At 49.8% G+C, this 24,909-nt stretch carries 15 protein-coding genes, 16 tRNA genes and 1 rRNA gene; 31 read left to right on the forward strand and 1 reads right to left on the reverse strand.

All coding sequences use genetic code 11. The features are described from left to right. The 17 genes from ACX1DY_RS26815 to ACX1DY_RS26895 form a co-directional block, all read left to right on the forward strand. A 23S ribosomal RNA gene (locus ACX1DY_RS26815) occupies positions 1-117 on the forward strand; the annotation flags it as partial. A gap of 64 nt (positions 118-181) precedes the next feature. Continuing rightward, positions 182-257, forward strand: a tRNA-Asn gene (locus ACX1DY_RS26820). A gap of 3 nt (positions 258-260) precedes the next feature. Next, positions 261-353: transfer RNA gene (locus tag ACX1DY_RS26825), tRNA-Ser, on the forward strand. 15 nt (positions 354-368) lie between these two features. Further along, positions 369-443, forward strand: a tRNA-Glu gene (locus ACX1DY_RS26830). 170 nt (positions 444-613) lie between these two features. Continuing rightward, positions 614-689, forward strand: a tRNA-Val gene (locus ACX1DY_RS26835). Positions 690-704: 15 nt separating this feature from the next. Then, positions 705-781, forward strand: a tRNA-Met gene (locus tag ACX1DY_RS26840). A 4-nt stretch (positions 782-785) separates the two neighbouring features. Beyond that, positions 786-863 (forward strand) — tRNA-Asp (locus tag ACX1DY_RS26845). 157 nt (positions 864-1,020) lie between these two features. Then, a tRNA-Phe gene (locus tag ACX1DY_RS26850) sits at positions 1,021-1,096 on the forward strand. Between the two features lie 20 nt (positions 1,097-1,116). Further along, a tRNA-Thr gene (locus tag ACX1DY_RS26855) sits at positions 1,117-1,192 on the forward strand. A 5-nt stretch (positions 1,193-1,197) separates the two neighbouring features. Continuing rightward, a tRNA-Tyr gene (locus ACX1DY_RS26860) sits at positions 1,198-1,283 on the forward strand. Between the two features lie 5 nt (positions 1,284-1,288). Further along, a tRNA-Trp gene (locus ACX1DY_RS26865) sits at positions 1,289-1,362 on the forward strand. A gap of 18 nt (positions 1,363-1,380) precedes the next feature. Then, positions 1,381-1,456 (forward strand) — tRNA-His (locus ACX1DY_RS26870). A gap of 38 nt (positions 1,457-1,494) precedes the next feature. After that, positions 1,495-1,570, forward strand: a tRNA-His gene (locus ACX1DY_RS26875). Between the two features lie 23 nt (positions 1,571-1,593). After that, a tRNA-Gln gene (locus ACX1DY_RS26880) sits at positions 1,594-1,668 on the forward strand. Between the two features lie 5 nt (positions 1,669-1,673). After that, positions 1,674-1,748 (forward strand) — tRNA-Gly (locus ACX1DY_RS26885). 8 nt (positions 1,749-1,756) lie between these two features. Beyond that, positions 1,757-1,830, forward strand: a tRNA-Cys gene (locus ACX1DY_RS26890). A 37-nt stretch (positions 1,831-1,867) separates the two neighbouring features. After that, positions 1,868-1,946 (forward strand) — tRNA-Leu (locus tag ACX1DY_RS26895). 298 nt (positions 1,947-2,244) lie between these two features. Here ACX1DY_RS26895 and ACX1DY_RS26900 read toward each other — a convergent pair. Next, complete coding sequence (locus ACX1DY_RS26900; protein WP_458967241.1) at positions 2,245-4,533, reverse strand: glycoside hydrolase family 65 protein; 2,289 nt, start codon at positions 4,531-4,533, stop codon at positions 2,245-2,247. A 109-nt stretch (positions 4,534-4,642) separates the two neighbouring features. On the opposite strand from ACX1DY_RS26900, the gene ACX1DY_RS26905 reads away from it, so the two are divergent. The 14 genes from ACX1DY_RS26905 (at position 4,643) to ACX1DY_RS26970 (ending at position 24,903) form a co-directional block, all read left to right on the forward strand. Then, the gene (locus ACX1DY_RS26905; RefSeq protein ID WP_458967242.1) at positions 4,643-5,395 is read left to right on the forward strand and encodes a helix-turn-helix domain-containing protein; all 753 of its coding nucleotides are present in this window, start codon (positions 4,643-4,645) and stop codon (positions 5,393-5,395) included. 88 nt (positions 5,396-5,483) lie between these two features. Beyond that, complete coding sequence (locus ACX1DY_RS26910) at positions 5,484-6,494, forward strand: LacI family DNA-binding transcriptional regulator (RefSeq protein WP_458967243.1); 1,011 nt, start codon at positions 5,484-5,486, stop codon at positions 6,492-6,494. A 163-nt stretch (positions 6,495-6,657) separates the two neighbouring features. Continuing rightward, on the forward strand, positions 6,658-8,994 hold the full coding sequence (locus ACX1DY_RS26915; RefSeq protein WP_458967244.1) for a glycoside hydrolase family 65 protein: 2,337 nt from the start codon (positions 6,658-6,660) through the stop codon (positions 8,992-8,994). A 53-nt stretch (positions 8,995-9,047) separates the two neighbouring features. Continuing rightward, positions 9,048-10,364 carry an ABC transporter substrate-binding protein gene (locus ACX1DY_RS26920; protein ID WP_458967245.1) on the forward strand — a complete coding sequence of 439 codons (1,317 nt, stop codon included), beginning with the start codon at positions 9,048-9,050 and terminating at the stop codon, positions 10,362-10,364. A 58-nt stretch (positions 10,365-10,422) separates the two neighbouring features. Beyond that, entirely contained in the window at positions 10,423-11,319 is an 897-nt protein-coding gene (locus tag ACX1DY_RS26925) for a carbohydrate ABC transporter permease (protein ID WP_458967246.1), read from the forward strand. Positions 11,320-11,338: 19 nt separating this feature from the next. Continuing rightward, positions 11,339-12,178 carry a carbohydrate ABC transporter permease gene (locus ACX1DY_RS26930; RefSeq protein WP_458967247.1) on the forward strand — a complete coding sequence of 280 codons (840 nt, stop codon included), beginning with the start codon at positions 11,339-11,341 and terminating at the stop codon, positions 12,176-12,178. 50 nt (positions 12,179-12,228) lie between these two features. Further along, complete coding sequence (locus ACX1DY_RS26935; RefSeq protein ID WP_458967248.1) at positions 12,229-14,490, forward strand: alpha-L-rhamnosidase-related protein; 2,262 nt, start codon at positions 12,229-12,231, stop codon at positions 14,488-14,490. Between the two features lie 51 nt (positions 14,491-14,541). Next, complete coding sequence (gene pgmB, locus ACX1DY_RS26940) at positions 14,542-15,204, forward strand: beta-phosphoglucomutase (protein ID WP_458967249.1); 663 nt, start codon at positions 14,542-14,544, stop codon at positions 15,202-15,204. A gap of 488 nt (positions 15,205-15,692) precedes the next feature. Then, positions 15,693-19,208 (forward strand): alpha-amylase family glycosyl hydrolase, encoded by a 3,516-nt coding sequence (locus ACX1DY_RS26945; protein ID WP_458967250.1) that lies wholly within the window; start codon positions 15,693-15,695, stop codon positions 19,206-19,208. 172 nt (positions 19,209-19,380) lie between these two features. Continuing rightward, positions 19,381-20,232: a helix-turn-helix domain-containing protein gene (locus tag ACX1DY_RS26950; protein WP_458967251.1), complete on the forward strand. Its 852-nt coding sequence runs from the start codon at positions 19,381-19,383 to the stop codon at positions 20,230-20,232. A 206-nt stretch (positions 20,233-20,438) separates the two neighbouring features. Next, the gene (locus tag ACX1DY_RS26955) at positions 20,439-21,305 is read left to right on the forward strand and encodes a hypothetical protein (RefSeq protein ID WP_458967252.1); all 867 of its coding nucleotides are present in this window, start codon (positions 20,439-20,441) and stop codon (positions 21,303-21,305) included. 260 nt (positions 21,306-21,565) lie between these two features. Beyond that, entirely contained in the window at positions 21,566-22,951 is a 1,386-nt protein-coding gene (locus tag ACX1DY_RS26960) for an ABC transporter substrate-binding protein (RefSeq protein ID WP_458967253.1), read from the forward strand. A 134-nt stretch (positions 22,952-23,085) separates the two neighbouring features. Further along, positions 23,086-23,976, forward strand: coding sequence for a carbohydrate ABC transporter permease (locus ACX1DY_RS26965; protein ID WP_458967254.1), 891 nt, complete (start codon positions 23,086-23,088; stop codon positions 23,974-23,976). Positions 23,977-23,997: 21 nt separating this feature from the next. Further along, entirely contained in the window at positions 23,998-24,903 is a 906-nt protein-coding gene (locus ACX1DY_RS26970) for a carbohydrate ABC transporter permease (protein WP_458967255.1), read from the forward strand. Positions 24,904-24,909: the final 6 nt, after the last annotated feature.

Here is a 24,909-nt window from a genome sequence, read left to right on the forward strand (position 1 = left end):
AAGATGAGATTTCCCAGTATGTAAGACCCCTTGAAGACGACGAGGTAGATAGGTTGGAGGTGGAAGCACGGTAACGTGTGGAGCTGACCAATACTAATCGGTCGAGGGCTTATCCAAAACACTAATACGCAGATTTCGTTTCGGATTCAGTTTTCAGGCGATCAAGGCCTGATATGAATATTCCCTGATAGCTCAGTTGGTAGAGCACTCGACTGTTAATCGAGTTGTCACAGGTTCGAGTCCTGTTCGGGGAGCCATATGGAGAGGTGTCCGAGTTTGGCCGAAGGAGCACGATTGGAAATCGTGTAGGCGCCACAAGCGTCTCGAGGGTTCGAATCCCTCTCTCTCCGCCACTATTTTTACAGCAAGGCCCGTTGGTCAAGGGGTTAAGACACCTCCCTTTCACGGAGGTAACATGGGTTCGAATCCCATACGGGTCACCACATCTTCTTCGAATTTAGGGATGAGAATCCATAAGGGTTCGTTGAAGCATAGGCTTCGTAAGGAATACTTCGCAATCTCGTAACGGAGTGGAGAGTATCCCATACGGGTCACCATTTCTTCACTTGATTTTAATGTGCAGAATTTGGTAAAATAACGTTTGTTGATTTATGGAGGCTTAGCTCAGCTGGGAGAGCATCTGCCTTACAAGCAGAGGGTCGGGGGTTCGAACCCCTCAGCCTCCACCATAGATTGATTACTGACGCGGGGTGGAGCAGCCCGGTAGCTCGTCGGGCTCATAACCCGAAGGCCGCAGGTTCAAATCCTGCCCCCGCAACCAACATGGAACCGTGGTGTAGTTGGCCTAACATGCCTGCCTGTCACGCAGGAGATCGCGGGTTCGAATCCCGTCGGTTCCGCCATCAGTATTACTTCAGGGATGAGAATCCCAAATAGGGTTCGTTGGAGCATATTCTTCGTTAGAAATTACATCGCAATCTCGTAACGAAGTGAAGAGTATCCCGTCGGTTCCGCCATCAGTATTACTTCAGGGACATCAGATGGCTCAAATAACTATATGGCTCGGTAGCTCAGTCGGTAGAGCAAAGGACTGAAAATCCTTGTGTCGGCGGTTCGATTCCGTCCCGCGCCACCATTTTTCTTACAACTTAATATGCCGGTGTAGCTCAATTGGTAGAGCAACTGACTTGTAATCAGTAGGTTGGGGGTTCAAGTCCTCTCGCCGGCACCACCCGTGGAGGCTTAGCGAAGTGGCCAAACGCATCAGACTGTAAATCTGCTCACGTACGTGTTCGGTGGTTCGAATCCATCAGCCTCCACCATCTTTAGGGGCATAGTTTAAAGGTAGAACAACGGTCTCCAAAACCGTTGGTGTGGGTTCAATTCCTGCTGCCCCTGCCATTTTAATAATTCAATAAGGCGGTCGTGGCGAAGGGGTTAACGCACCGGATTGTGGCTCCGGCATTCGTGGGTTCAAGTCCCATCGATCGCCCCATATACCGTAAATTGAATATGAAATGAATAAATATTATGGCGGTCGTGGCGAAGGGGTTAACGCACCGGATTGTGGCTCCGGCACTCGTGGGTTCAAGTCCCATCGATCGCCCCATAAATTTAACAAATGAATAATGTTGGGGATTAGCCAAGCGGTAAGGCAACGGACTTTGACTCCGTCATTCATAGGTTCGATTCCTATATCCCCAGCCATTTATGCGGACGTGGCTCAGCGGTAGAGCATCGCCTTGCCAAGGCGAGGGTCGCGGGTTCGATTCCCGTCGTCCGCTCCATTTTTTATGGCGCCATAGCCAAGTGGTAAGGCACAGCTCTGCAAAAGCTCTATCCCCAGTTCGAATCTGGGTGGCGCCTCCATTTTTATAGTGGAACTTATTATATTCATTAGATATATGCCGGCGTGGCGGAATGGCAGACGCGCTCGACTCAAAATCGAGTGGGAAACCGTGGAGGTTCGAGTCCTCTCGCCGGTATACCAATGAAAGACTTGTGAGATTGCTTTAGCAATCTTACAAGTCTTTTTTGTAGTGCACGCGGCACGATAACTCGGCGGTGAAAGTCTGCTACAGGCTTGGCAGTAGGAACTGATGGAGTTTTTTACGGAGCTGAACGGAAAGGGATATACGCTGGTGGCTGTGCTGCATGATTTGAATCATGCAGCCAGATACGCCCACATCTCTCATTGCGATGAAGAATGGTGCAATTGTAACTCTCACCACACTACCTAATCGGTAGTGTTTTTTTCTGAAGGAATCAAATACTGAACTCGGACTATTGGATTAACGGCTGTCTGACAATGTGTTCTGGATAAAGCTCAATCGGCTGTCCATGCAAAGTCAACGTTAGAGCGTCGCCCTCCAGCAATTCCAGCTCGACTTCCTTACCACCGATTGTGACTGCGATTAGCCGCCCGCGGAAGGTCAGGCGAAACGCATATTTTGTCCATCCAGCCGGGATCACCGGGGACAGCGATAGCCCGCTTTCTTTCAGCCTCGTCCCGGCAAAGCCAAAGACGATAGCCATCCAGGTTCCGCCCATGTTGGCCATATGCAGGCCATCTTTGGTGTTGCCGTGTGTATTGTCCAGATCAAGCCGGGCTGTCTCGATAAAGTATTCGTAAGCCTTGTCGTGATAGCCGACTTTGGAGGCCATAATGCTGAAAATGCAGGATGACAGAGAGGAGTCATGAGTAGTGATGGCTTCGTAATAGTCATACGAACGCCGGATGGTCTCTTCCGTCTGTTCATCCTCCAGCAAAAAATGGGCCAGCAGTGTATCCGCCTGCTTGCATACCTGATAACGGTATAGCGTCAACGGGTGATAATGCAGCAGCAGCGGGTATTGGTCCTTGGGTGTATTTTCGAAATCCCATACTGCTTTTCGGAGGAAGGTGTCGTCCTGTGGGTTGATGCCTAGCTCCTGGTCATAGGGAAGCAACATTGCTTCGGCGGCGTGTCTCCAACTGTTCACTTCTTCCGGGGTAACTCCAAGCCGGCCGAACAATTCTTGTGCAACCTGCTCTTGATAACACTGCAGGATTTCAAAGCTGCGCGCAGCCCATTTCAAATTATGCTTGGCCATGACATTAGTATAGTAATTGTTATTCACCAGGCAGGTGTATTCATCCGGCCCGGTTACCTCGTCGATATGGAAATTCCCCTCGTGGTAATGACCGATTTCCATCCACAGCCGGGCGGTTTCGAACAGCACTTCAGCCCCGTAGTTCAGCAGAAATTCACGGTCCTCTTCAGCCAGGTAGTACTGGATATAGCTGTAGGCCACGTCTGCACTAATATGATATTGCGCCGTGCCCGATGGGAAGAAGGAGGAGCATTCCGCCCCGGCGATCGTCCGCCAAGGGAACAGCGCACCCCGGGCATGGCCCATTTCCCTGGCCCGATTTCTGGCCTGCTCCAGCTTGGAGTACCGGTACAGCAGAAGCTGCCGGGCCCGCTCCGGGGAGGTCATCAGGAACACGGGCAGCATATAAATTTCCGTATCCCAGAAATAATGCCCTTCGTAGCCTTCACCTGATAATCCCTTGGCGGAAATATTGCTGTGTTCGTCCCGTCCTGCGGATTGCAATAGCTGGTAAAGGTTGAAACGGATTCCCTCCTGGAGCAAGTGGTCATTCTCAATCACCACATCGGATCTTTTCCAGAAATCCTGCAAATACGCCTGCTGCTCTGTCAAAAGATCATCCATCGAAAGCCCTTGAAGCGCTTTCTGAAGTTCGATGCCTTTTTCCACCAAGTGCTCTTCATGACGTAAAGTGTCTGTATATATGTTCCATTTGGTCAGGTGCAGCGGTTCACACAGTTCTGCGGTGACAGTTACTGTTCCTTCTGTGGCGCCAGCCTGCGCCTGGGTCTGCCAGTTTCCTTCCCATTGATGCCGGGTTACACAGCAGGTGCGCAGTGCCGATACGGAAGTCTCATCTTCCACATAGAGGTATTCTCCTTGTACACCACTGCCTACGACAGACAGGAGTTTGGAATGTCCGGCAGCGACTCGGGGATCATTCGGATTGCTGTAATTGCTGACATCTCCGTTGACCCGGGAAACCACCTTGATCTGGCCCGTAAAATTTATCGGCTCAATGTGAATATCTATAGCGAACAGCTCTTTGTGCGTAAAAGATACGAGCCTGCGAAAGCGAAGCTGCAATTCTTTGCCAGTGGGCGATTTCCAGTGCACCCTGCGTTCCGAGTACCCTTTGTCCAGATGCAGGATACGCTCGTAACCGAGAATGCTCTCTTCCGTAAGTGTTACAAGCTCCTCTTCCTCCCCGATATAGATGCGCACATCCTGGGCGTCGATCACGTTAACCAGCTTCTGCTGGGTGTCAGGGAAAGCAAACAGCTTTTCGCCGTATGGAATGCGGATTACATCGTGATAGGCGTTGAGATACGTCCCGCGGATGCTCTGAATTTCAGAGTCCGCGTAGCCTTCTTCGAAGTTGCCGCGCACTCCTAAATAACCGTTCCCTAACGCAAAAATACTTTCAAGATTTAGCAGGGTATCTGCGGAAAGTTCATTACCCAAAATGCTCCAGCTCATCGCCTAATCTCCTCCTGGATTGTTATGGATTGAATTTTAGGTTAGAAAAGCTTAAGATTATACTAAATTATTTATCTTATTATCAAAATTTTTAGGTGGGGGGATCAATATGGTTGATGGCGAAGAGGAAATACAGATGCCCACTTTAGAAGTGCCCTCTTATTGGTCAACACGATCCCAGGATCTCAATAGAGAGTTTGTTCATCCGCCTCTGGATTATGAGCATGAGCTGCTGGAAGCGATCCGGATTGGCGATGAGTCACGGGCGATGAGGGCTTTGCGCAAGATTAATGCGCTGGAGGCGGCCACGCTGGCCCGCTATCCGCTCCGTTCCAAGAAGAACGCGATGATTGCCTCCTGCACCTTGTTCACAAGGGCGATCATCCGCGGCGGCGTGAACCCGGAGATGGCTTTTCAATTGAGTGATACGGTTATTCGCGATATTGAGAACACGGATGACCTCGAACGGCTGCTTCTTTTTGAATATGAGATGGTGCTGCAGTTCATAGCCGTTATGAAAAGAGAGAAGGAGACCCTGCACTATTCGCACATTGTGAATTTGTCTATTTATTTTATTCGCGAGCATATTTGCTGGGAATTGACGCTGGGAAGGATTGCAGAGCATGTCGGCGTTCACCCGTGTTATCTTTCGGACCGTTTCAAACGCGAGATGGGGATGCCCCTTACCGAATTCATCAACCGCCGGAAAATCGAAGAATCCAAGTCCATCCTGATTCACAGCAATCAGTCTATTTCCGACATTTCGCTGATGTTTAAATTTTGTACCCAAAGCTACTATACGCAGTTGTTCAAGCAATACACAGGAAAAACACCCAGACAGTACCGCAAGGAGCGCGGTTGATATGGGCATTTTTGTCTCCTGCCTATGTGTTATAATGAAGACCAGATGAGATACATTGAAAAATAAAAAAAGGATGGGAAAGCCTATAATGGTATCCATAAAAGACGTAGCAAAACATGCCGGTGTTTCGATCTCTGCGGTCTCGAAGACACTCAATGGGTACAGCGATGTAAGTGAGGCAACACGCCGAAAGATACTTGAGGCGGCGCAGGAACTGAATTATTCTCCGAATATGCTAGCCAAGAACCTCAAGCATAAGGTGACGAAGACGATAGCTCTTATTATCTCTAACTTCGAGCAGGCGGACGGTAAGGATGGGGTGGTCTATCAAATTATTAACGGTGTGTATGCCGCCGCCACCCGTTACGGTTATGAGATCGTGATCTATACCCGCAGCCTTTCCGAACAGCAGGATAGATCGTATTGGCAATTCTGCCATGATCACAAAATTGCCGGCGTCGTGATTTCCGGCTTACGGACAACCGACCCCTATTTCGAAGAGCTGATTGACAGCGATATTCCAAGTGTTGTTATTGACGCGGACACGGTCGGGCCGCATGCGGGGTCTGTGATTACAGACAATCTGGAGGCGTCTCGCCGCGCTGTGCATTATTTGATCAGCAAGGGGCATCAGGAAATTGGGCTGATCAATGGCCACCGATACGCTACAGTCAGCATCAAACGGGAGCAGGGATACCGCGAAGCGCTTGAAGAGGCGGGTCTTCCTTTTATTCCGTCACGGGTGGTTGAAGCGGATTTCACTGAGGAAGGCGCTTATGAGCTGGCGGAAGACTATATTGCTGCCAATCCCTTGCTTACGGCGGTCTTTGTCGCCAGCGATCTGATGGCGATTGGATTGATAACGCGCTTCAAGGAGCTGGGGCTGCGCGTTCCTGAGGATATCTCGCTTATGGGCTTTGACGACATTGTGCTGTCGAGCTATACAACGCCAAAGCTGTCCACGATCAGACAGGATTTTGTAGGGCTTGGTTATGCGGCATTGGAGCAGGTGGTAAAGATGCTGGAAAACAATACACCGGGCTACAATAAAATTCTTCCCTTCAGCATAGTTGACAGAGAGACAATAATGAATTTATAATAAACCCGAAAACGTTTTCGAAACCGCTGTACAAAATGACTGAAAAGGGGCCTTTTGCCGGAATAATCGAAATCGTTTTCGTTTTTTTATTCAAATCGAAATCGTTTTCGGTATCGCTTACAGAAATTAGAGACAGATTTAGGAGAGTGAGGAAATTCAAGCTATGCTAAATTACAACAAGAAATTGCCTGACGGGACTTCAGGCTGGGTTGTTACAGAAGAACAATTTTCCAGTCTGGCCCTGGCCAAGTGCGAAGCTATTATGGCGCTCGGCAACGGGTATATGGGACTTCGTTCCGCTGCTGAAGAATCTTATGTCGGCGAGAAGCGCAATCTCTTCGTGAACGGAACCTTTAACCGCTTCGATGAGCTGGAGGTCAGCGAGTTGCCGAATGCAGCTGATGTTACACAGATGGACATACGGATTGATGGCAAGCGCTTTTCACTGGACCAGGGAGAGGTAAAATCATATAGCCGCAGCCTTAAACTTCGGGAAGCCGAACTAGTTCGGACATTCATCTGGGGCAATGGCGACGGCAAGGAGCTGGAATTCACCTTCCGCCGGTTCGTCTCTCTGGAACAGTTGCACCTGATCGGACTGAAGCTGGAAGTAAAAGTGTTAAAAGGTCCAGTTCATTTGTCCGTAGCCTCCGGTATTGACGCTCAAGTCAGCAACAGTGGCAGCCAACACTTCCATGAAGGCGAGAAGCGGATCTACGATAAGACTTTCCTGGAACTGATCCAGACTACCACGGAATCCAAGGTCGACTTTGCGATCGGAGCTTCCCATAAGCTGAAGATCGACGGCGAGGCTGTTGACCTTGCACCGGCGATGGAAATTGAACGCCGTAAGGTAGCTGTAGCTTACAAACTGGATCTGGAAGAAGGTCAAACGTTAACCCTTGAAAAGGTAGCTGTCGTATACACAAGCCGCGACAAGCAGTTTGCCGACAATTACAGCCTGCCAGCGATGCGTGAAGAAGCATTGAAGGTTTTGAAGACTGCACATGAATCCGGTTATAAGGCTCTGTTCAGTAATCATGCTGCTGCTTGGGCCAAAGTTTGGGAAAACTACGGTATTACTATTGAATCGGGCAATCCATTCGATCTGCTGGGTGTACGTTTTGGACTGTATCATCTCGTCGTCATGACTCCAGCGCATGACAATCGAATGGGTATCGGAGCCAAGGGCTTGAGCGGTGAGGGATACAAAGGCCATTCTTTCTGGGATACCGAGATGTTCATCCTGCCGTTCTACATTTACAGCAACCCTGAAATTGCCCGCTCCTTGCTGGAATACCGTTACCTGGGACTGGAAGGTGCCCGGAGCAAAGCGAAAGAGAACGGGTATGCCGGAGCTATGTATCCGTGGGAAGCAGCTTGGCCGTCTGACGGTGAAGTGACCCCGGTATGGGGGGCGGTCGATATCGTAACCGGTGAACAGACCAAGATCTGGTCCGGCTTCATCGAGCAGCATATCACCTCGGACATCGCTTATGCCGTCTGGCATTATTACCGGGCGACAGGAGATAAGGATTTCATGGAGCGCTGCGGGTATGAGATGATCTTCGATACGGCGATTTTCTGGGCTAGCCGACTGGAATGGAATGAGGCTCTAGGCCGTTATGAGATCAATGAAGTTGTCGGGCCGGATGAGTACAAGGAGCATGTCGATAACAATGCATTTACGAATTATATGGCGCACTTCAACATTGAGCTGGCAATGCAATATTACAAGGAATTGGAGCAGAATCAGCCGGAACTGTTTGTCTGCTACAATAAGCTGCTGAACTTGAGCGAGGCTTACAGCGTGTGGGAAAGCAAGCTGAACCTGATCTACCTGCCGCAGCCGAATGAGCGCCTGCTTATTCCGCAAGATGATACGTATTTGCAAAAGGAAATTATTGATCTCACTCCGTACAAGGACCGGGAAAAAGTGGGCAGCATATTCAATGATTACAATCTGGATCAGGTTGGAAACATGCAGGTTTCGAAGCAAGCGGACATCATGATGCTGTTCTTCTTGCTTGAAAATAAATTCTCGCCGGAAGTGAAGCGTGCCAACTACGATTACTATGAGGAAAAAACATTGCATGATTCCTCGTTGTCGCTGTCGACACACTCGATTCTGGCAAGTGACTTCGGCGATAAGCCGCTCGCGTACCGTCTCTTCCAAAGAGCTACCGAGATCGACCTTGGACCAAAGGTGCATTCCTCGGATGCAGGCATTCATTCCGCTTCGCTCGGCGGAATCTGGGAATGCGCAGTCATGGGCTTTGCCGGAGTCAGAATGCTGGACGGCGAGCTTCATCTGGCACCAAAGCTGCCGGAACATTGGGGAAAACTAGCTTTCCCTCTATACTGGCAGGGTCAGCGTCTTGAAATCAGCATTACACCGCAGGAAATCGCCATAACCAAATCTGCGGGTAAGCCGGTTAGCCTGATTGTTCACGGCCAGCTGCAGGAAGTACGGGAAAAAGCAATTTTTGCCAATTCATAGAAATAGGTATTATTGCATTCCAAATAATTAATCATTAAGGGAGGTCATTCAAAATGCAAAAGAAATGGTCTTACAAAATCGCCGCAGTACTCGCTGGTGTTATGATGCTCTCAGCCTGTTCCTCAGGTGGAGAGAACAATGCCAACAGCAACGCCGGAACGGACAATGCAGGAGGCAGCAAGGAAAAAGTAAAGCTTACCTTCTCCATCTGGGGGGATGTGAACAGCGGCGCGGTAGAACAGCAATTGGCTGATCAATTCAATGCCGCCCACCCCGACATCGAGGTCAAATTTGAGCCGATACCGGGAGACGGTTATGGCACAAAGATAACGACCTCACTGGCCAGCGGAACAGCTCCCGATGTGTTTCTGATCGGTGAAGGCGACTTTATCTCCTTTGTAGACAAGGGTGTTATTGAGCCGCTTGATGATTATATCGCCAAGGATTCATCCTTTGATCTGAACATTTACCAGAAGAATCTGATTGATATGGAGCGGATAGGCGGCAAGCTGTATTATTTGCCGAAGGATTTCAATCCGCTGGCCTTGTGGTACAACAAAAAGATTTTTGATGATGCGGGGGTTGCTTATCCGAGTGATAGCTGGACCTGGGATGATATGTTCGCTACTGCCCAGAAGCTGACCAAGCAAGAGAACGGAAAATACACCCAGTTCGGGTTCAATGCCGGTACTTGGGAATATCCGATCTACACCTATCTGTGGGCAAACGGTACTGATATTGCCAATGAAGACGGTACGAAAGCCGAAGGCTTCATGAACGGTGAGAAGACCGTTAAGGCTATGGAGAAATACGTGGCGCTGTCCACGGGCGAGAACAGAGTATCGCCTACGCCGCAGGATACGCAGTCGTTGGGCGGCGACTCCTCGATGTTCATGACTGGTAAGCTGGCTATGATGGTTACCGGACGCTGGATCAAGTCCGATTTGGACAAATCGAACGTGGAATACGGGTCAGCGCTGATTCCTAAAGGATCAGACGGTACACGTACCGGCATTATCGCTGCAGCAGGCTGGGCGATGAACTCCAAGACAAAACACAAGGCGGAAAGCTATGAGCTGATGAAATGGCTGTCCGGCACAGAAGCCCAGAAGCTGCGCTCTAAGAACGGGCTGGTGCTGCCGGCAACTGTAGCAGAACTCGATCAGGTCAAAAAGACCGAAGAGAAGGACAAACCGGTTATCGAAATGATGGACTTTGCACGCAAGCCGGTGTCCCTGCGTTCGGTTAACGGCCCGATCTTTAAGGAAACATTCACACAGGCGCTGGAAAAAGCGCTGCTTGGCAAGCTGGATATGAAGAGTGCGCTCGATGAAGCGGCCAAAGATGCCGATGCCAAAATCAAAAAATAAGCTTAGCGGGTGAAGCGCCATCCTCGGTGCTTCACCCTCTTCCATCAAGGAGGCCGTCATGAATAATGCCAAATCGGAACGCGCCGGGTACTGGTTCATCCTGCCGTGGCTGCTGGGATTAGTTATTTTCACACTTGGGCCGATGATCTTTTCGCTGGTTCTCTCCTTCAGCAAATGGAATGTCATCACCGGTGTCGAGTCGATTCAATATGTGGGGCTGGACAATTTCCGCGATATTTTTCACGATGAATTGTTCTATCAGTCTTTGAAAGTCACTTTTATCTTTGCGCTTGTGTCAGTACCGTTATTCCAGATATCGTCAATCCTGATTGCCCTAATGCTTAACGGGCGTTCGCGCGGAATGAAGTTTTTCCGGCTTATTTTTTTTATGCCGTCCGTTATTCCTGCTGTCGCGACCTCGATGATGTGGGTGATGATCTTCAATCCGGAATACGGGATTCTGAATCAGGCATTGGGCTGGTTCGGCATTCAAGGCCCAGCGTGGCTGCAGGACCCAAGTTATGCGCTCGGCGCTCTGATCGTCATGGGCGTGTGGGGAATCGGAAATACGATTATCATTTATCTGTCCGGTCTGCAGGGAGTGCCGGAGGACTTGTACGAGGCGGGGGAACTTGATGGTGCCGGTCCGGTCCGCCGTTTCTTCAGCATTACGCTGCCGCTGATTACACCAACTGTATTTTTCAATCTGATCATGGGGATTATCGGCGGTTTTCAATATTTCACACAGGCGTTCGTTATGACGAACGGCGGGCCACTCAACTCGACGCTGTTCTACAATCTGTATTTGTACAACAAAGCGTTTATAGAATTTGATATGGGTTATGCGTCCGCGCTCTCCTGGATTTTGTTCCTGATCATTCTGGTATTCACGCTTGTGGTCATCCGCAGCTCTTCTTTCTGGGTGTATTACCAGGGCGATGATCAACATGACTAAAGGAAGGGGGACGCTTACAATGCAAAAATTACAAAGTAAATTCAATCTGTCTCAATGGTTTGCATTCCTGCTGCTAATCGGCGGTTCAGCTATTGTACTGGTGCCGCTGCTGTGGACTGTATCTACCTCGCTCAAGTCGCCGGCCGAAGTATTCGGGACTTCCTTTTTTCCGGAGAAATGGCTCTGGTCCAACTATGCGGATGCCGTGAAGGCCATCCCGTTCTTTTTATATTTGCGCAATACGATTGTCATTCTGATACCGGTCATGATCGGTACGGTGTTCACTTCGGCGATTAGCGCCTACGGCTTCGCCCGCTTCAACTTTCGTGGTAAAAAAACGCTGTTCCTCGTGCTGCTGGCTACAATGATGCTGCCGAGTCAGGTAACGATGATTCCGACCTTCATTCTGTTCAAAGAAGCTGGTCTGACCAACTCCTTCTTGCCGCTGATCCTGCCCTCGTTTTTTGGCGGTGGCGCGTTCAACATCTTCCTTGTGCGCCAGTTTATGCGCGGTATTCCACGTGAGCTGGATGAATCAGCTTTTGTGGACGGGGCGAACCGGTGGCAAATATTCAGCCGGATTATGCTCCCGCTGTCCAAGGCGCCACTCATTGCGGTGTCCATTTTCACCTTTATGGGGGTGTGGAATGATTTTCAGGGGCCGCTGATTTATTTGAATTCTAATGATAAATATACGCTGGCGCTGGGACTGTCCATGTTCAAGGGCTTATACAATGTGGAGTGGAATATGCTGATGGCGGCGACCATTCTGATCATGCTGCCTGCGCTGGTGCTGTTCTTTATTGCACAGAAATATTTTATTGAAGGGATTTCTATCTCTTCTGCTGTGAAGGGCTAAGTGGCCCGCCATGCATTTGTGATCTACAGATAAAGGAGCGGGATTTCCATATGACCGGCATTACTAGCAAGCATCCATTCAATTTATATTATAACGGCGGTGAATACGTCAAAATCTGCGGCGCGCAGGATGGCTATTTCCCTGATTTCGGCCACCATACGGCGAATGAGATGGGCGGAATCTGGCTGCATCCGATCAAGCTGCTGGACGGTTTCTGGCTGAAGCTGACGGATATGAAGCGGAATATTTCCGTCTGGTCACGGGCCGACGGCTTCACGAGCGAGCCCTGGGGCAGCCGTTTCCAGTACGATCATGGCCTAAGCCACATTCCGGTAGCGATGGAGCGGACACAATTTGCCCCTGAACGGGTAAAAGGCATGACTGCTGCCTACGAGCTTCATCATTACGGGGAAGGAGATCTGCATTTGCAGGTGGAACTGCTTGTCCGCACCGATCTCCGGCCGGTCTGGTTCTCGGATGAGGTGGGTGTCTATGACGGAGTACGTGACGAAGCAACGGTGTTGAATTCACGTGAAGTGCTGGTAAAGGATGAAGCTCATCCTTGGTTTACACTGGTTGGGACTGATCTGGCGGGCGATGAGCTGGAGGTTCGGTCCGATCTGTACGGGCCTGAATTTACCGCCGGGGCCGGCTGCGGAATTTCCTTCCGCACTGAACTGACGATTGCTGCGGGGGAGCGGCACAAGTTCCATCTGTTTGCTGCTGGTTCTTATACTTCCCGGGAAGAGTGTGAAGACAGCTATCGGCAGCTCGCCGCTGAACATGAAAATCTGCTTACCGAGAAACAAGAAGTGTATGGCGCTGTAGCTGAGCGGGCAAAGTTTACTGTCGAAGGCGAAGCTGCCTGGAATGAAGCGTTCAGATGGGCCAAGTGGAACAATCAATGGCTGATCCAGCAGGTAGATGGAACAGGCCGGGGTCTCACGGCAGGCGGACCGACTTATCCATGGTGGTTCGGCTGCGATAGCACATATGCCCTGCAAGGCGTGCTGGCCATCGGAGATCCGCAGCTTGCCAAGGATACGCTGAATCTGCTGCTGGAGAAGTCGGAGGAGGCCAACGGCAACGGGCGGTTTATCCATGAGCTGACAACGCTGGGGGCGGTATCTAATCCCGGCAACACGCAAGAGACAGCCCACTATATCGCTTTTGTATGGGAACTGTTCTGTTGGACAGGTGACGAGAAGCTGCTTCGCCGCCACTACGACTATTGCGTCAAGGGAATCGGCTGGCTCCTGGGGGAAATGGACTCTGACGGTGACCTGTTCCCGTCAGGTTACGGGATTATCGAGATTGCCGGACTCAATATGGAACTGATAGATAGCGCCGTCTATACAGCCAAAGCGCTGCAAGCGATGGAGAAGATGAGCGGATATCTGGAGGAGACAGAGGCACAGCAGAAATACAGTGAACTGGCCCGGCGCTGCACGGATGCCGTGAACTCTTCATTCTGGCAGGAGAACGAAGGATTGTTCGCCGATGCGGTTGCTCCGGCCGCCGATGTTGCGGCCAAGGCAGACTTTTTGGTCTCGCTTGCCGAAGCGCAGGGTGTGGCTGGATACCGCGAATATATGGATAGTCTGCTGGGGACGGCCGGAATTGATATTGCCGCCGATGGCGATGATGCCAATGCCAATCTTGCTGCAGGAATCCATGCAAATGCTGATAAAACGGCCGATCGTGGCTGGCTGCTGAACAAGAACTGGGTTATTGTCACTCCAATGGAGGCCGGCATTGCTGAGCCAGACAAGGCCCGCCGGGCGCTGGACAATATGCGGAATGATACCTTCATCGGGGAATACGGCACGTATTTATCCGGGATGTTCCAGCAGGGGACGATGACAATCTCGACCGGGGCTCATGCGATCGCCGAGGCCGCTAGCGGCAACCCGGACGCAGCACTGGCGCTGCTGAACCGGATGCTGCGCAGCTTCTCGCGCGTCCTGCCAGGCTCTTTCTCCGAGATGTCGCCGGATTACGGCTGCGTGGTGCAAGCCTGGACGATCTACGCCCTGGCGGTACCGGTGGTACGCCATTTCTTCGGTGTGCAGCCGTTTGCTGTGCGGAAAGAGCTGAGACTGAAGCCGCAGCTTCCGTCAGCGTGGAACGGCAAAGATTGTAAGCTTGAGCGGCTGGTCATTGGCGAAGCGGAATTTGATTTGTCCTTGACAGGGAAAGACGGGGTTCTGCAGGCGGTCATTCATAATGAAGCCGGGTGGAAGGTAACAGTAGAGTGGAAAGGGCAGATTGTGGACAGCTGTGAGAAACGCATAGTATTGAAACTGTCCTAGACGGAGATTAAAACAAAAGAGAAACGTTATACCAGAGGAGATGGAGAGAGTATGAAACTGGAAGCAGTAATTTTTGATCTTGATGGAGTAATTACCGATACGGCAGAATATCATTATATTGCTTGGAAACAACTTGGGGAATCCATCGGGATTCCGTTTGACCGCGAATTTAACGAGACGCTGAAAGGCATCAGCCGGGGAGAATCGCTGGAACGGATATTGCGGCTTGGCGGCAAGGCTGCGGAGTTCACGCCTGAGGAAAAGGCAGAGCTGGCCCGGCGCAAGAATGAGCATTATGTGTCGCTGCTGAGCGGACTTACGCCCGGCGATACTTATCCCGGGATCGCCGGGCTGCTGGCGGAATTGCAGGCGCAGAACATTCCGGCCGTGATCGCTTCCGCCAGCAAAAATGCGCCGCAAATCTTGCGCTCGCTCAATCTTGACGGATTGTTCCGTTATGTTGTTGATCCCGATTCCGTACAGCACGGCAAGCCTGCACCGGATTTGTTCCTGCGCGGAGCCGCAGAGGTTGGCGCGCAGCCGGAAAACTGCGTGGGCATCGAAGATGCCACCGCTGGAATCCAAGCGATCAAGGCTGCGGGTATGAAGGCGGTTGGCATTGGTGAGCGTTCCGCTCTGGAAGCCGCCGGCGCAGATGTGGTGCTACAAGAGACGACGGCACTGAGTCTGGACTTCCTTAATCGTCTGCTGTAAGTTCAGGCAAAGGATAGAGCAGAACCGTCGTTAGCTTGCTGGTCGCCAATTCGCAAGTTCTTCCAGCAAGTCCCTACCTCGACTATATACCAGGCTGTGAAATAGACAGAACTATTTCACAGCCTGTTTTTATTTAAGTTGAACTAAAGAAAATATAAAAAGGGCAGAAGTGACGGAGGAGAAGTTTGGATAGGTCAGCTTTTATAGCTTCGCCTTAAGACAGTAGATTTCAAGGAATATTCTAGTAAAGATTATCATTGACCAGTAAAAGATTGGAGATTATAATCATAAAAGGAAAAACTCATTGGGTAGATACGGTATAATTATACTTCATGGCAGCTATATTTGAAAACGCATACAATGATATTTTTCCTATTAAAATTTGGGGGGGTGAGAAATGAACAATGTAGGTAAATCTTATTTTTTTTCTCTGAAATGCAAACGTTTGCGCAATTTGGATTTGATAATTTTATAAGGAGGTTGTTTGCTTGGAACGGCAAAAAACTAGGTCTTTTATTTCATGGATGGTTATTTTTGCGTTAATTTGTAGCTTGTTTGGTTTATCCGGCGGGGCATCTGCCAGCAATACTGATTATACAGTTACCTATACAAATTCTACTGCAACGGCAGTGACACTGCATTGGAGTACTAATAATTGGACCAGTGTTACGGACACAGCGATGTCGAAGACGGGGACCACATTTACGGCAAATATTAATGTCCCTGAGGGCGCCACATTAATTTATTGTTATCACATCACAGCTCCTACAGACAGTTGGGACAACAATGGCGGCAAGAACTGGACGGCCGTTATTCCGGTTGCCGGGAAATATGAAGCTGAGAACGCAGCCTTATCAGGTGGGGCGAAAATAAATACGGATCACACCGGATATTCGGGAACCGGGTTTGTTGACGGGTACACAGCCAGCGGAGCAGCAACAACTTTCACTGTTCAGGCTTCTGTTGCGGCTGCCTATAACGCCACTCTTCATTACGCAAATGCCACCGGAAGCGCCAAGAACGTTTCTATTTACGTTAACGGAACAAAGGTGAAGCAGACTGCTCTCGCAAGCTTGGCCAATTGGGATACATGGGGCGACCAGACAGAAACACTCTCTCTGCAGGCGGGTAATAATACAATTGCATACAAATACGATTCAACCGACAGCGGAAATATCAATATTGATTACATCAAGATCGCGCTGGGGACTCCGCCGACACCAACAGCAACACCGACAGCCACACCAACAGCAACACCAACAGCAACACCGACAGCCACACCAACAGCAACACCAACAGCCACACCAACAGCAACACCGACACCGACACCAACACCGACAGTCACACCAACAGTAACGCCTACTCCAACGTCCACAGGGGTAACGGTTCACGTTAAGAAGCCTTCAGGCTGGAATTCGGCGCTGCGAATCCATTACTGGAATTTGAGCCCTGCAACAGTTCCTACAAGCGGAGCGTGGCCGGGGATTCTGATGAATGCGGACGGAAATGACTGGTATAGCTATACTATTACTGGAGCCACGAGCGCAAGCCTGATCTTTAATGATGGCAGCGGCAAACAGACGGCTGATTTGTCCCGCAGCGTGAAGGAGGGCTGGTATTATACAGATAACACGTGGTATGATGCCAACCCGGAAACCCCAAAAATTCCGGTGATTTCAGCCGCTCCTATTCCGAAAACGTATGATTCTGCCCAGACAGTGACGCTATCGAGCAGTAACAGCGGCGATAAAATCTACTATACGACAGATGGGTCGACGCCTACAGCTTCATCGGCTTTGTATACTGCTCCAGTTCAGGTTGCGTCCTCTTTAACGATCAAGGCCTTCGGTGTCAACTCACTCGGTCAAGCGGGAAGCATCGCTTCTTTCGCTTATGTCATTGATCTAAATGCTGATTTACAGGCGCCAACCATTACGGCCAATCTGCCTGTCGGGCATTCGGAGTCCGCGGTTACTGTATCTTTTAACATAAAAGACAACAAAGCGGCAACAACTAAAGCCTATTACACGGATGATGGTACAGAACCAACGGCAAGCTCCAAACTTTATATCTCCGGCAATGCATTGGCGGGCCTGGCTGGACCGTCCATTCTCATTTCCAAGACTACGACCCTGAAATTTCTTGTGGTAGACGGTGCCGGGAATCAAACCACGCAGAGCTTTGTGTACAACATTGGAAAATCGGGCGATTTCCGCGAGGACACCATTTACTTCGTGATGACCTCACGGTTCTATGATGGCGATCCGAGCAACAACGTACACGCATGGGAGGATGTCAAGGCGGGAAATCCGGATTCCGACCCGGCTTGGAGAGGAGACTTCAAGGGGCTGATCCAGAAGCTGGATTACATCAAAGCTCTTGGCTTCAGCGCCATCTGGATCACACCTGTTGTGCAGAATGCGAGCGGGTATGACTATCATGGCTATCACGCGATCAATTTTACCAAAGTAGATCCAAGATATGAATCGGCAGGAGCATCGTATCAGGATTTGATCAATGCGGCGCATGCCAAAGGGCTGAAGATTATTCAGGATATCGTTGTCAATCACACGGGGAATTTTGGTGAAGAGAATCTGTTCCCAATGTTCAAGAAAGATCCAGCTAAAGCGGACACTGTGAATAACATGATGAAAATAACAGATAAGCTGCCGGCAAACTATGATTCCATGACCCCCGATCAGCAGTATCAGGCAAGACTTGCCTTAATGAAGACTGAAGGCACCAATAATAACATGTACCACACGGAGAAAAGCTTGTCTTGGGAATCTTACACTGTACAGACAGGGCAGATCGCCGGAGACTGCGTTGACCTGAACACGGAAAATCCTGTAGTGGATCAATATTTAATCAACGCCTATAACCAATATATTGACATGGGTGTGGATGCTTTCCGCCTTGATACAGTGAAGCATGTGAGCCGGTATATTTTCAATAAATATTTTATTCCTTCCTGGAAGGCCAGAGGAGGCTCTGATTTCTACATCTTTGGTGAAGTGGCTACCCGGTACAGAGATGTATGGAACAGTGGGATTCCGGCAATCTCAACCCCGTTCTATACCTGGAAGAGTGCCAAATCATACCCTGGTGACGGCAAAAATGACTACGCTTCCAATAAAACATCAGTTGAGCAGGAGTGGGCGGATAATTCGACAACAGTAGGACAGCCAACCTCGAACAATGCTTTTTTAAACGGCAATAATTATCATACACCTGACTATTCAATGAAATCGGGTATGGATGTGATTGATTTTCCGATGCATTGGGCCTTTAAGTCGGCACAGGAAGCATTCGGCATGAGAAGCGGTGACCAATACTATAACGATGCTACCTGGAATGTCACCTATGTGGACTCACATGACTATGCACCTGACCAGGCTCCGGAAAATCAAAGATTCGCAGGGACACAGGACACTTGGGCGGAGAATCTGGCGCTGATGTTCACCTTCCGGGGAATTCCCGCCATTTTCTACGGTTCAGAGATCGAATTCCAAAAGGGGAAGGTCATTGATCCTGGCCCGAACGCGCCGCTCAGCACCACAGGCCGCGCTTACTTCGGTGATCAAATAGAAGGAAGTGTTACGGTTCAGGATTACGGCAAATATACAAATGCAACCGGCAAACTTGCGGAATCGCTGAATTATCCTTTGGCGAAGCACATCAGACAGCTTAACTTAATCAGAAGAGCCGTTCCAGCCTTGCAAAAAGGCCAGTATTCCACAGAGAATGTAACGGGCAATCTGGCATTTAAGAGAAGATATACCGATAATGCGAAAGGCATTGACAGCTTTGCGCTCGTTACGATTTCGGGCAATGCTACGTTTACTGGAATTCCGAACGGAACCTATGTGGATGCGGTCACAGGCGATACCAAGTACGTTAACAACGGCACGATCACATTAACCTGCTCGGGTAAAGGAAATGCAAGAGTGTATGTATTAAATGGTAAAGGCGGGATTGGAGAGACGGGAACTTATTTGAAGTAAGCTGTGGGTAATAGGCATAAACCCGTAAAGACCTTGATTGCAAAGGTTTTTACGGGTTTTATCTTTTAATGGGCTGCTTTGCAGCCTCCTTTACAATATGTTCCACCCCTTTTACTTGTCGTTTATACTTTTCGCACAGTGGATTGTTAACGTAATGAAAAGGGGTGATAGGATGAGTACGACGGAAACAGCATATTCAATGAACCGCCAGCCCGTACTTTCAAGTCAAGCTCTTGGTTGGGACAAGCTGCAGGTTGCCAGATGGCCAAACCCTCTGCAGGCAATTGCGAATTTGTCCGAATCAAAGCATCTGATCGGTATACATTGCTCCGCATATTATGAGAACTATTACACAATTCATATTATTCCTGCAGGAGAACCGGTGCTGTCTTCCTGGGGGAAGGCCTCGTTATATTTTCTGCTGATTGAAATTCCTCCCTCCTATCTGGAGCGTATTGCCCGTGAATCCGGGTTTCTCAAGGAAGGTTATATAGAGCTGGAACGCAAGTCTTATGTTAAAGATCCCAAGTTGCTTCAACTCGGACTGTGGATGCTGGAAGAGCTGCAGAATGGGGGCAGACAAGGGAAGTTATACAGCGACTCACTCGCCAATATGCTGGCGGTTCATCTGCTCAGTCATTATGCCGAGGTCAGCAGGGGGCGGGTTGTTTCAAGAGTTGCTGCCAATCAGGATATCCATCAAACCATAGAATATATGAAAGAGAGACTGGGAGAGGAGCTTTCGATACAGGAGCTCGCTGACCGGGCCAATCTGAGCTTATCCCATTATATCCGGCTCTTCAAGCAGCAGACGGGGCATACGCCGCACCATTACTTAATCCGCCTGCGGATTGAACGCTCCAAATCATTGATTTGCCAAGGTGAATACGGGCTGAGGGAAATTGCCGACCGTGCGGGATTTGCGGATCAGGGCCATTTTACGAGAATGTTCAAGCGGTTGACCGGAATGACTCCCAAGCAGTATATGCAGGAGGTAACAGCTAACAGAATTATTGCAAGATGATTGTTTTGTTCAAGAAAAACCGCATTTTGTTCAAGAGAGGGTATCCCCCTGAAGCTACAATTAGGTTAAAGCTTGGCGAATGCGCAATAGGCAGAACCGCCAGCTAAAACTGAGCTTATGTCTCTGTTAAAGGAAGTTCATACTATCTGATTTTTGAACTTTCTTGTATATGGGGACAGGCTGAAAATTCAGGAGGAGACAAGAAAATGAAACTGAAAAGAGTGTCAGGGTTGGTCTGCGCAGGAGCCATTGTTATGGGTTCACTGACTACAGGTGCGGTATGGGCTGATCCGGCCGTTAATGAAGCGGCGGCAACGGCAGAACTTGTTGCGGGAGTCAATGAGTCGTGGCATGAGGTGTCCAAGTCGACCTTTTGGCTTACTGATGCATTCGAGCGCGGACAAGGTGTCACCTCAGACGGCAACTCTTGGATATTCAATTCACAGCTAGGCCTTCTCAAAACAGCACTGGACGGGAAAAGCGTACAAGCCAGAAATGCGGTAGCTATTCCATCAGCAATTGCGCAGAAGGGCGGCGACCATATCGGCGATATCTCTTATTATAACGGATTGATCTATGCGCCAATTGAAGACGGGGATAAATATGAGCATCCTTATATCGCACTTTTTAACGCACAGACACTTGATTATACCGGAACTTCTTATGAGCTGCCGCTTAGCCTTCATCCCGGAGGTGTGCCTTGGGTAGCTGTTGATGCCCCGCGCAATCAGGTATATACGGCTCAATGGAGCCATGCCCCGGTTTTGAATGTTTTTAATCTCGGCGACATGTCTCTGCTTAAGACTGTTCCGCTCAGCCAGACTATTGACCGTATTCAGGGTGCAGAGATGTACAACGGTTTCCTGTATGCCTCTAGCGATGACGCAACAAAGTCGGTCTACCGCATCAACCCGGATACGGGAGAAGTGGTCCTTGCGTTCAGCCGCAATCTGGGAAGCAGCACCGAAGCACAGGGCATCGCGGTACTCCCCACTTCAAACGGTGCCATTCTGCATATTCTTGACGTAGGCTCCAACCGGATCAGTATTAATTTCAGACACTACGCGCCTTGATGCTAAATAAGTTGAACTTTAGATTTTCATATTAGGGTATTGGTCGTAACTGCGGGGAATGTTTGGACTTCCGGCCGCTGTTGTCTGCAGATTTCTTGATTGTATACCGCTCATCGCGGTGGAAATCCGCAGACAAAGGCGGACGCGTTCGCTCCTACAGTTCCAAACCTCCCCTCCGCACTCCTACCTTTTTAATGATTTTATTATGTTCAACTTATACTGCAGAGAGAGAAAGCTCTATTAAAAGAGGGGAGATATCCATGTTGAAATATGGAAAATCCATACTGGTTACGCTAGGTTTTTCATTGGTCCTGGCTGGCTGCGGACAAGGAAATAATAATAGTAATAATACAGCGGGGAGCGGGGGGAGTTCCGGCACGGAAGAGTTAGCGGCACCGGCAAGTGCTGCTCCGGAAAGCGCTGCTCCGGCTGCCAAGGAACCGGTTGAAATTTCCTTTTATTATCCGGTAAATGTAGGGGGGCCGCTCACAAAGGTTATTGACGGTATGGCGGATTCCTTCATGGCAAAGTTCCCTGACATTAAGGTAAAGCCGGTCTACACGGGGAACTACGGTGACAATACGGTTAAGATTCAAGCCGGAGTGCAGGCCAAACAGCCGCCGGATGTGGCAGTAATGATGTCTACCGAGCTGTACAGCATGCTGGACATGAACGCGATTATTCCACTGGATGATTTCATTGCGAAGGATGCGGATTATCAAAAAGATGATTTCTATCCCGCTTTCGTTGAAGATACGCAGGCTGATGGACATACGTATAGCGTTCCATTCCAGCGGAGTACAATTATTCTGTACTACAACAAGGATATGTTCAAGGCTGCCGGCCTCGACCCGAACAAACCGCCTTCCAATTGGGATGAATTGGTGCAGTATGCGCAGAAGCTGAACCGGGATGGGCATGCAGGATTGGAGATTCCGGGGAATGATGATTCTTATTGGATGTTCCAGATGCTGGCCCGCCAGAATGCCAGCGATCCGAAGCAGAGTATTATGGCGGACGACGGCAAGAAGGCAAACTTTAATACGCCGGAGAACGTTGAGGCCCTGCAGTTCTGGCTTGATCTGTCGCATAAATATAAGGCTATGCCGGAGGGTGTCATTGATTGGGCGGCTACGCCGACCGATTTCATCGCAGGCAAAACAGCGATGATGATGCACACCAGCGGTAATCTGACGAATGTGAAGAATAATGCAAAATTCGATTTCGGGGTGACTTTTTCTCCGGCCAAAAAGCAATACGGCTCACCTACGGGCGGGGGCAACCTGTATATCTTCAAGGATACGAGCCCCGAGAAGCAGGCGGCAGCCTGGGAATTTGTCAAATACATGACAGCACCTGAGCAAGCCGCGTTATTCAGTTCCTCTTCCGGTTATGTCGGAGTGCGCAAATCCGCTTATGATACAGCAGCGATGAAGAGCTACACCGAAAGCTTCCCGCAAGCTCTTGTAGCACGCGATCAATTGCAATATGCGTTCCGCGAGCTCTCAACGCATAATCACGGCAAGGTGTCTTCGGCGCTGACGAACCAGATTCAATCCGCACTTGCGGGTAAGGTCGATGCAGCGGGCGCACTGAAGCTGGCGCAGGAGGAAGCAGACCGCGCACTGGCCCCATTTAACAAATAAGGCCGCTGCGGCTAATTTGCAAGGCTTCGATTCAGAGCCCGGCGGGATGCGCTTGTACAGAGCCTCCCGCCGGTATTTCTGTACATGCAAGCCGCCGGCTCATAGATAGAGGCTATAAGGAGGAGAACACCTGCATGAATATCCAATGGGGCAAAAAGCTTAGGCGGAACGGACTGGGCTGGGGGCTTGTATTGCCTTCACTTTTATTTCTGTGTATGTTCACTTATTATCCAATGCTCAAATCGGCATGGCTCAGTCTTTTTGAGAAAAATTTGGCTGTCCGCAGCCCCGTATTCGTAGGTTTGGATAACTATAAGGCATTGATGCATGATCCGGTCTTTGCTGAAGTGTTCCGGAATAATATTTGGTTTGCCATTGGCACGGTGCCAGTCTCTATGGTGCTTGCCTTCCTAATGGCGTTGTTTGCGGATAAAGCAATCCGGGGAAGGGGGCTGATCCGTATTGCCTTTTTCTACCCGAACATGATTCCGATGATTGCTGCAGCCAGCATCTGGCTGTTCCTATATATGCCTCAATTTGGCTTGTTTGCCCAGTTAGCTTCCTGGTTTGCGGGCAGTGAGCTTAACCTGCTCGGGAATCCGGATACGGTGCTTGGCTCTCTGGTGGTAATGACCATTTGGAAGGAAGCTGGTTATTTCATGATATTTTACCTGGCCGGGTTGCAGCAAATCCCCAAAGATCTTTACGAATCGGCCTCGGTAGACGGAATCGGGGGATGGGCGCAGCACTGGAAAATTACGCTGCCGCTCACAATGCCCACCACGTTATTTGTCGCGGTTGTGGCAGTTACGAACGCCTTCAAGTGGGTTGATCATCTCTGGATCATGACCAAGGGCGGGCCGGATCATGCGAGCAGCCTGCTGCTGTATTACATTTATGAGACAACGTTTAATTTCAATGATGAAGGAATGGCAGCAGCGATGACTGTTGTGATGATTGTCCTGCTGCTTATTATATCCTGCCTGCAATTTGCCGGATGGGAACGTAAGATTCATTACCAGTAACCTAAGGGGGAGATGGATAATATGAAAGGTTCTGCAGAACTCCTCCTGCCCGCGAACCGGCAGCGTGAGCGGAAGAGAAGAGCGCAGGAGCGGGAGCTTCAGCCGGCGCGCCGCCGGATGGCCGGAACCGTGCTGTGGCAAACGGTTATGCTGGCGTGTGCGGCTACATGGCTGATTCCGCTGCTGTGGGTGCTGCGCAACGCTTTTTTACCAAAGGGAACCCCGATTGGGGCGGGTTGGTCCTGGAATTTCACATTCGATAATTTCATACATGTGTGGCAAGGCGCACCGTTTGGGCAGTACTTCTGGAATACGCTGCTTGTAACCACAGGAATATTTGCGGTACAGATTTTTACACTGACGCTGGCTGCCTTTGCATTTGCCCGTGTGCCCTTTGCCGGACGAAACGTTGTGTTTATGCTTTTTCTTGTACAGATTATGGTTCCGCAGGATGTGCTCATTTTCTCCAATTACCAGATCATCAATGAAATGGGCCTCTTGGATACGAAGATCGGTATTATGCTTCCTTATTTTGCTTCGGCTTTTGGGGTATTTCTGCTTCGGCAGGCATTCAAACAGCTTCCAGGTGAACTGGAGGAGGCGGCTCGGATGGAAGGCTGCTCAACGCTTGGCATGCTGTTCCGTATTTATATGCCCTTGGCGAGGCCGGTGTATCTCTCGTTCGCAATTGTGTCTATCAGCTTCCATTGGAACGATTTTCTTTGGCCGCTTATTGTAACGAATTCGCCGGAGAACCGCTTGCTGACAGTAGGGCTGGCCATGTTTGCCAAATCAACGGAGGCGGGAGCACAGTGGACGGATGTCAGCGCAGCCACCTTGATTGTGACCACACCTATGATCGTTGGATTTTTGCTGTTTGAGCGGCAATTTATCAGCAGTTTTATGCATGCGGGTATTAAAGGGTGAGGGGGA

Source organism: Paenibacillus sp. BAC0078, assembly GCF_054483875.1.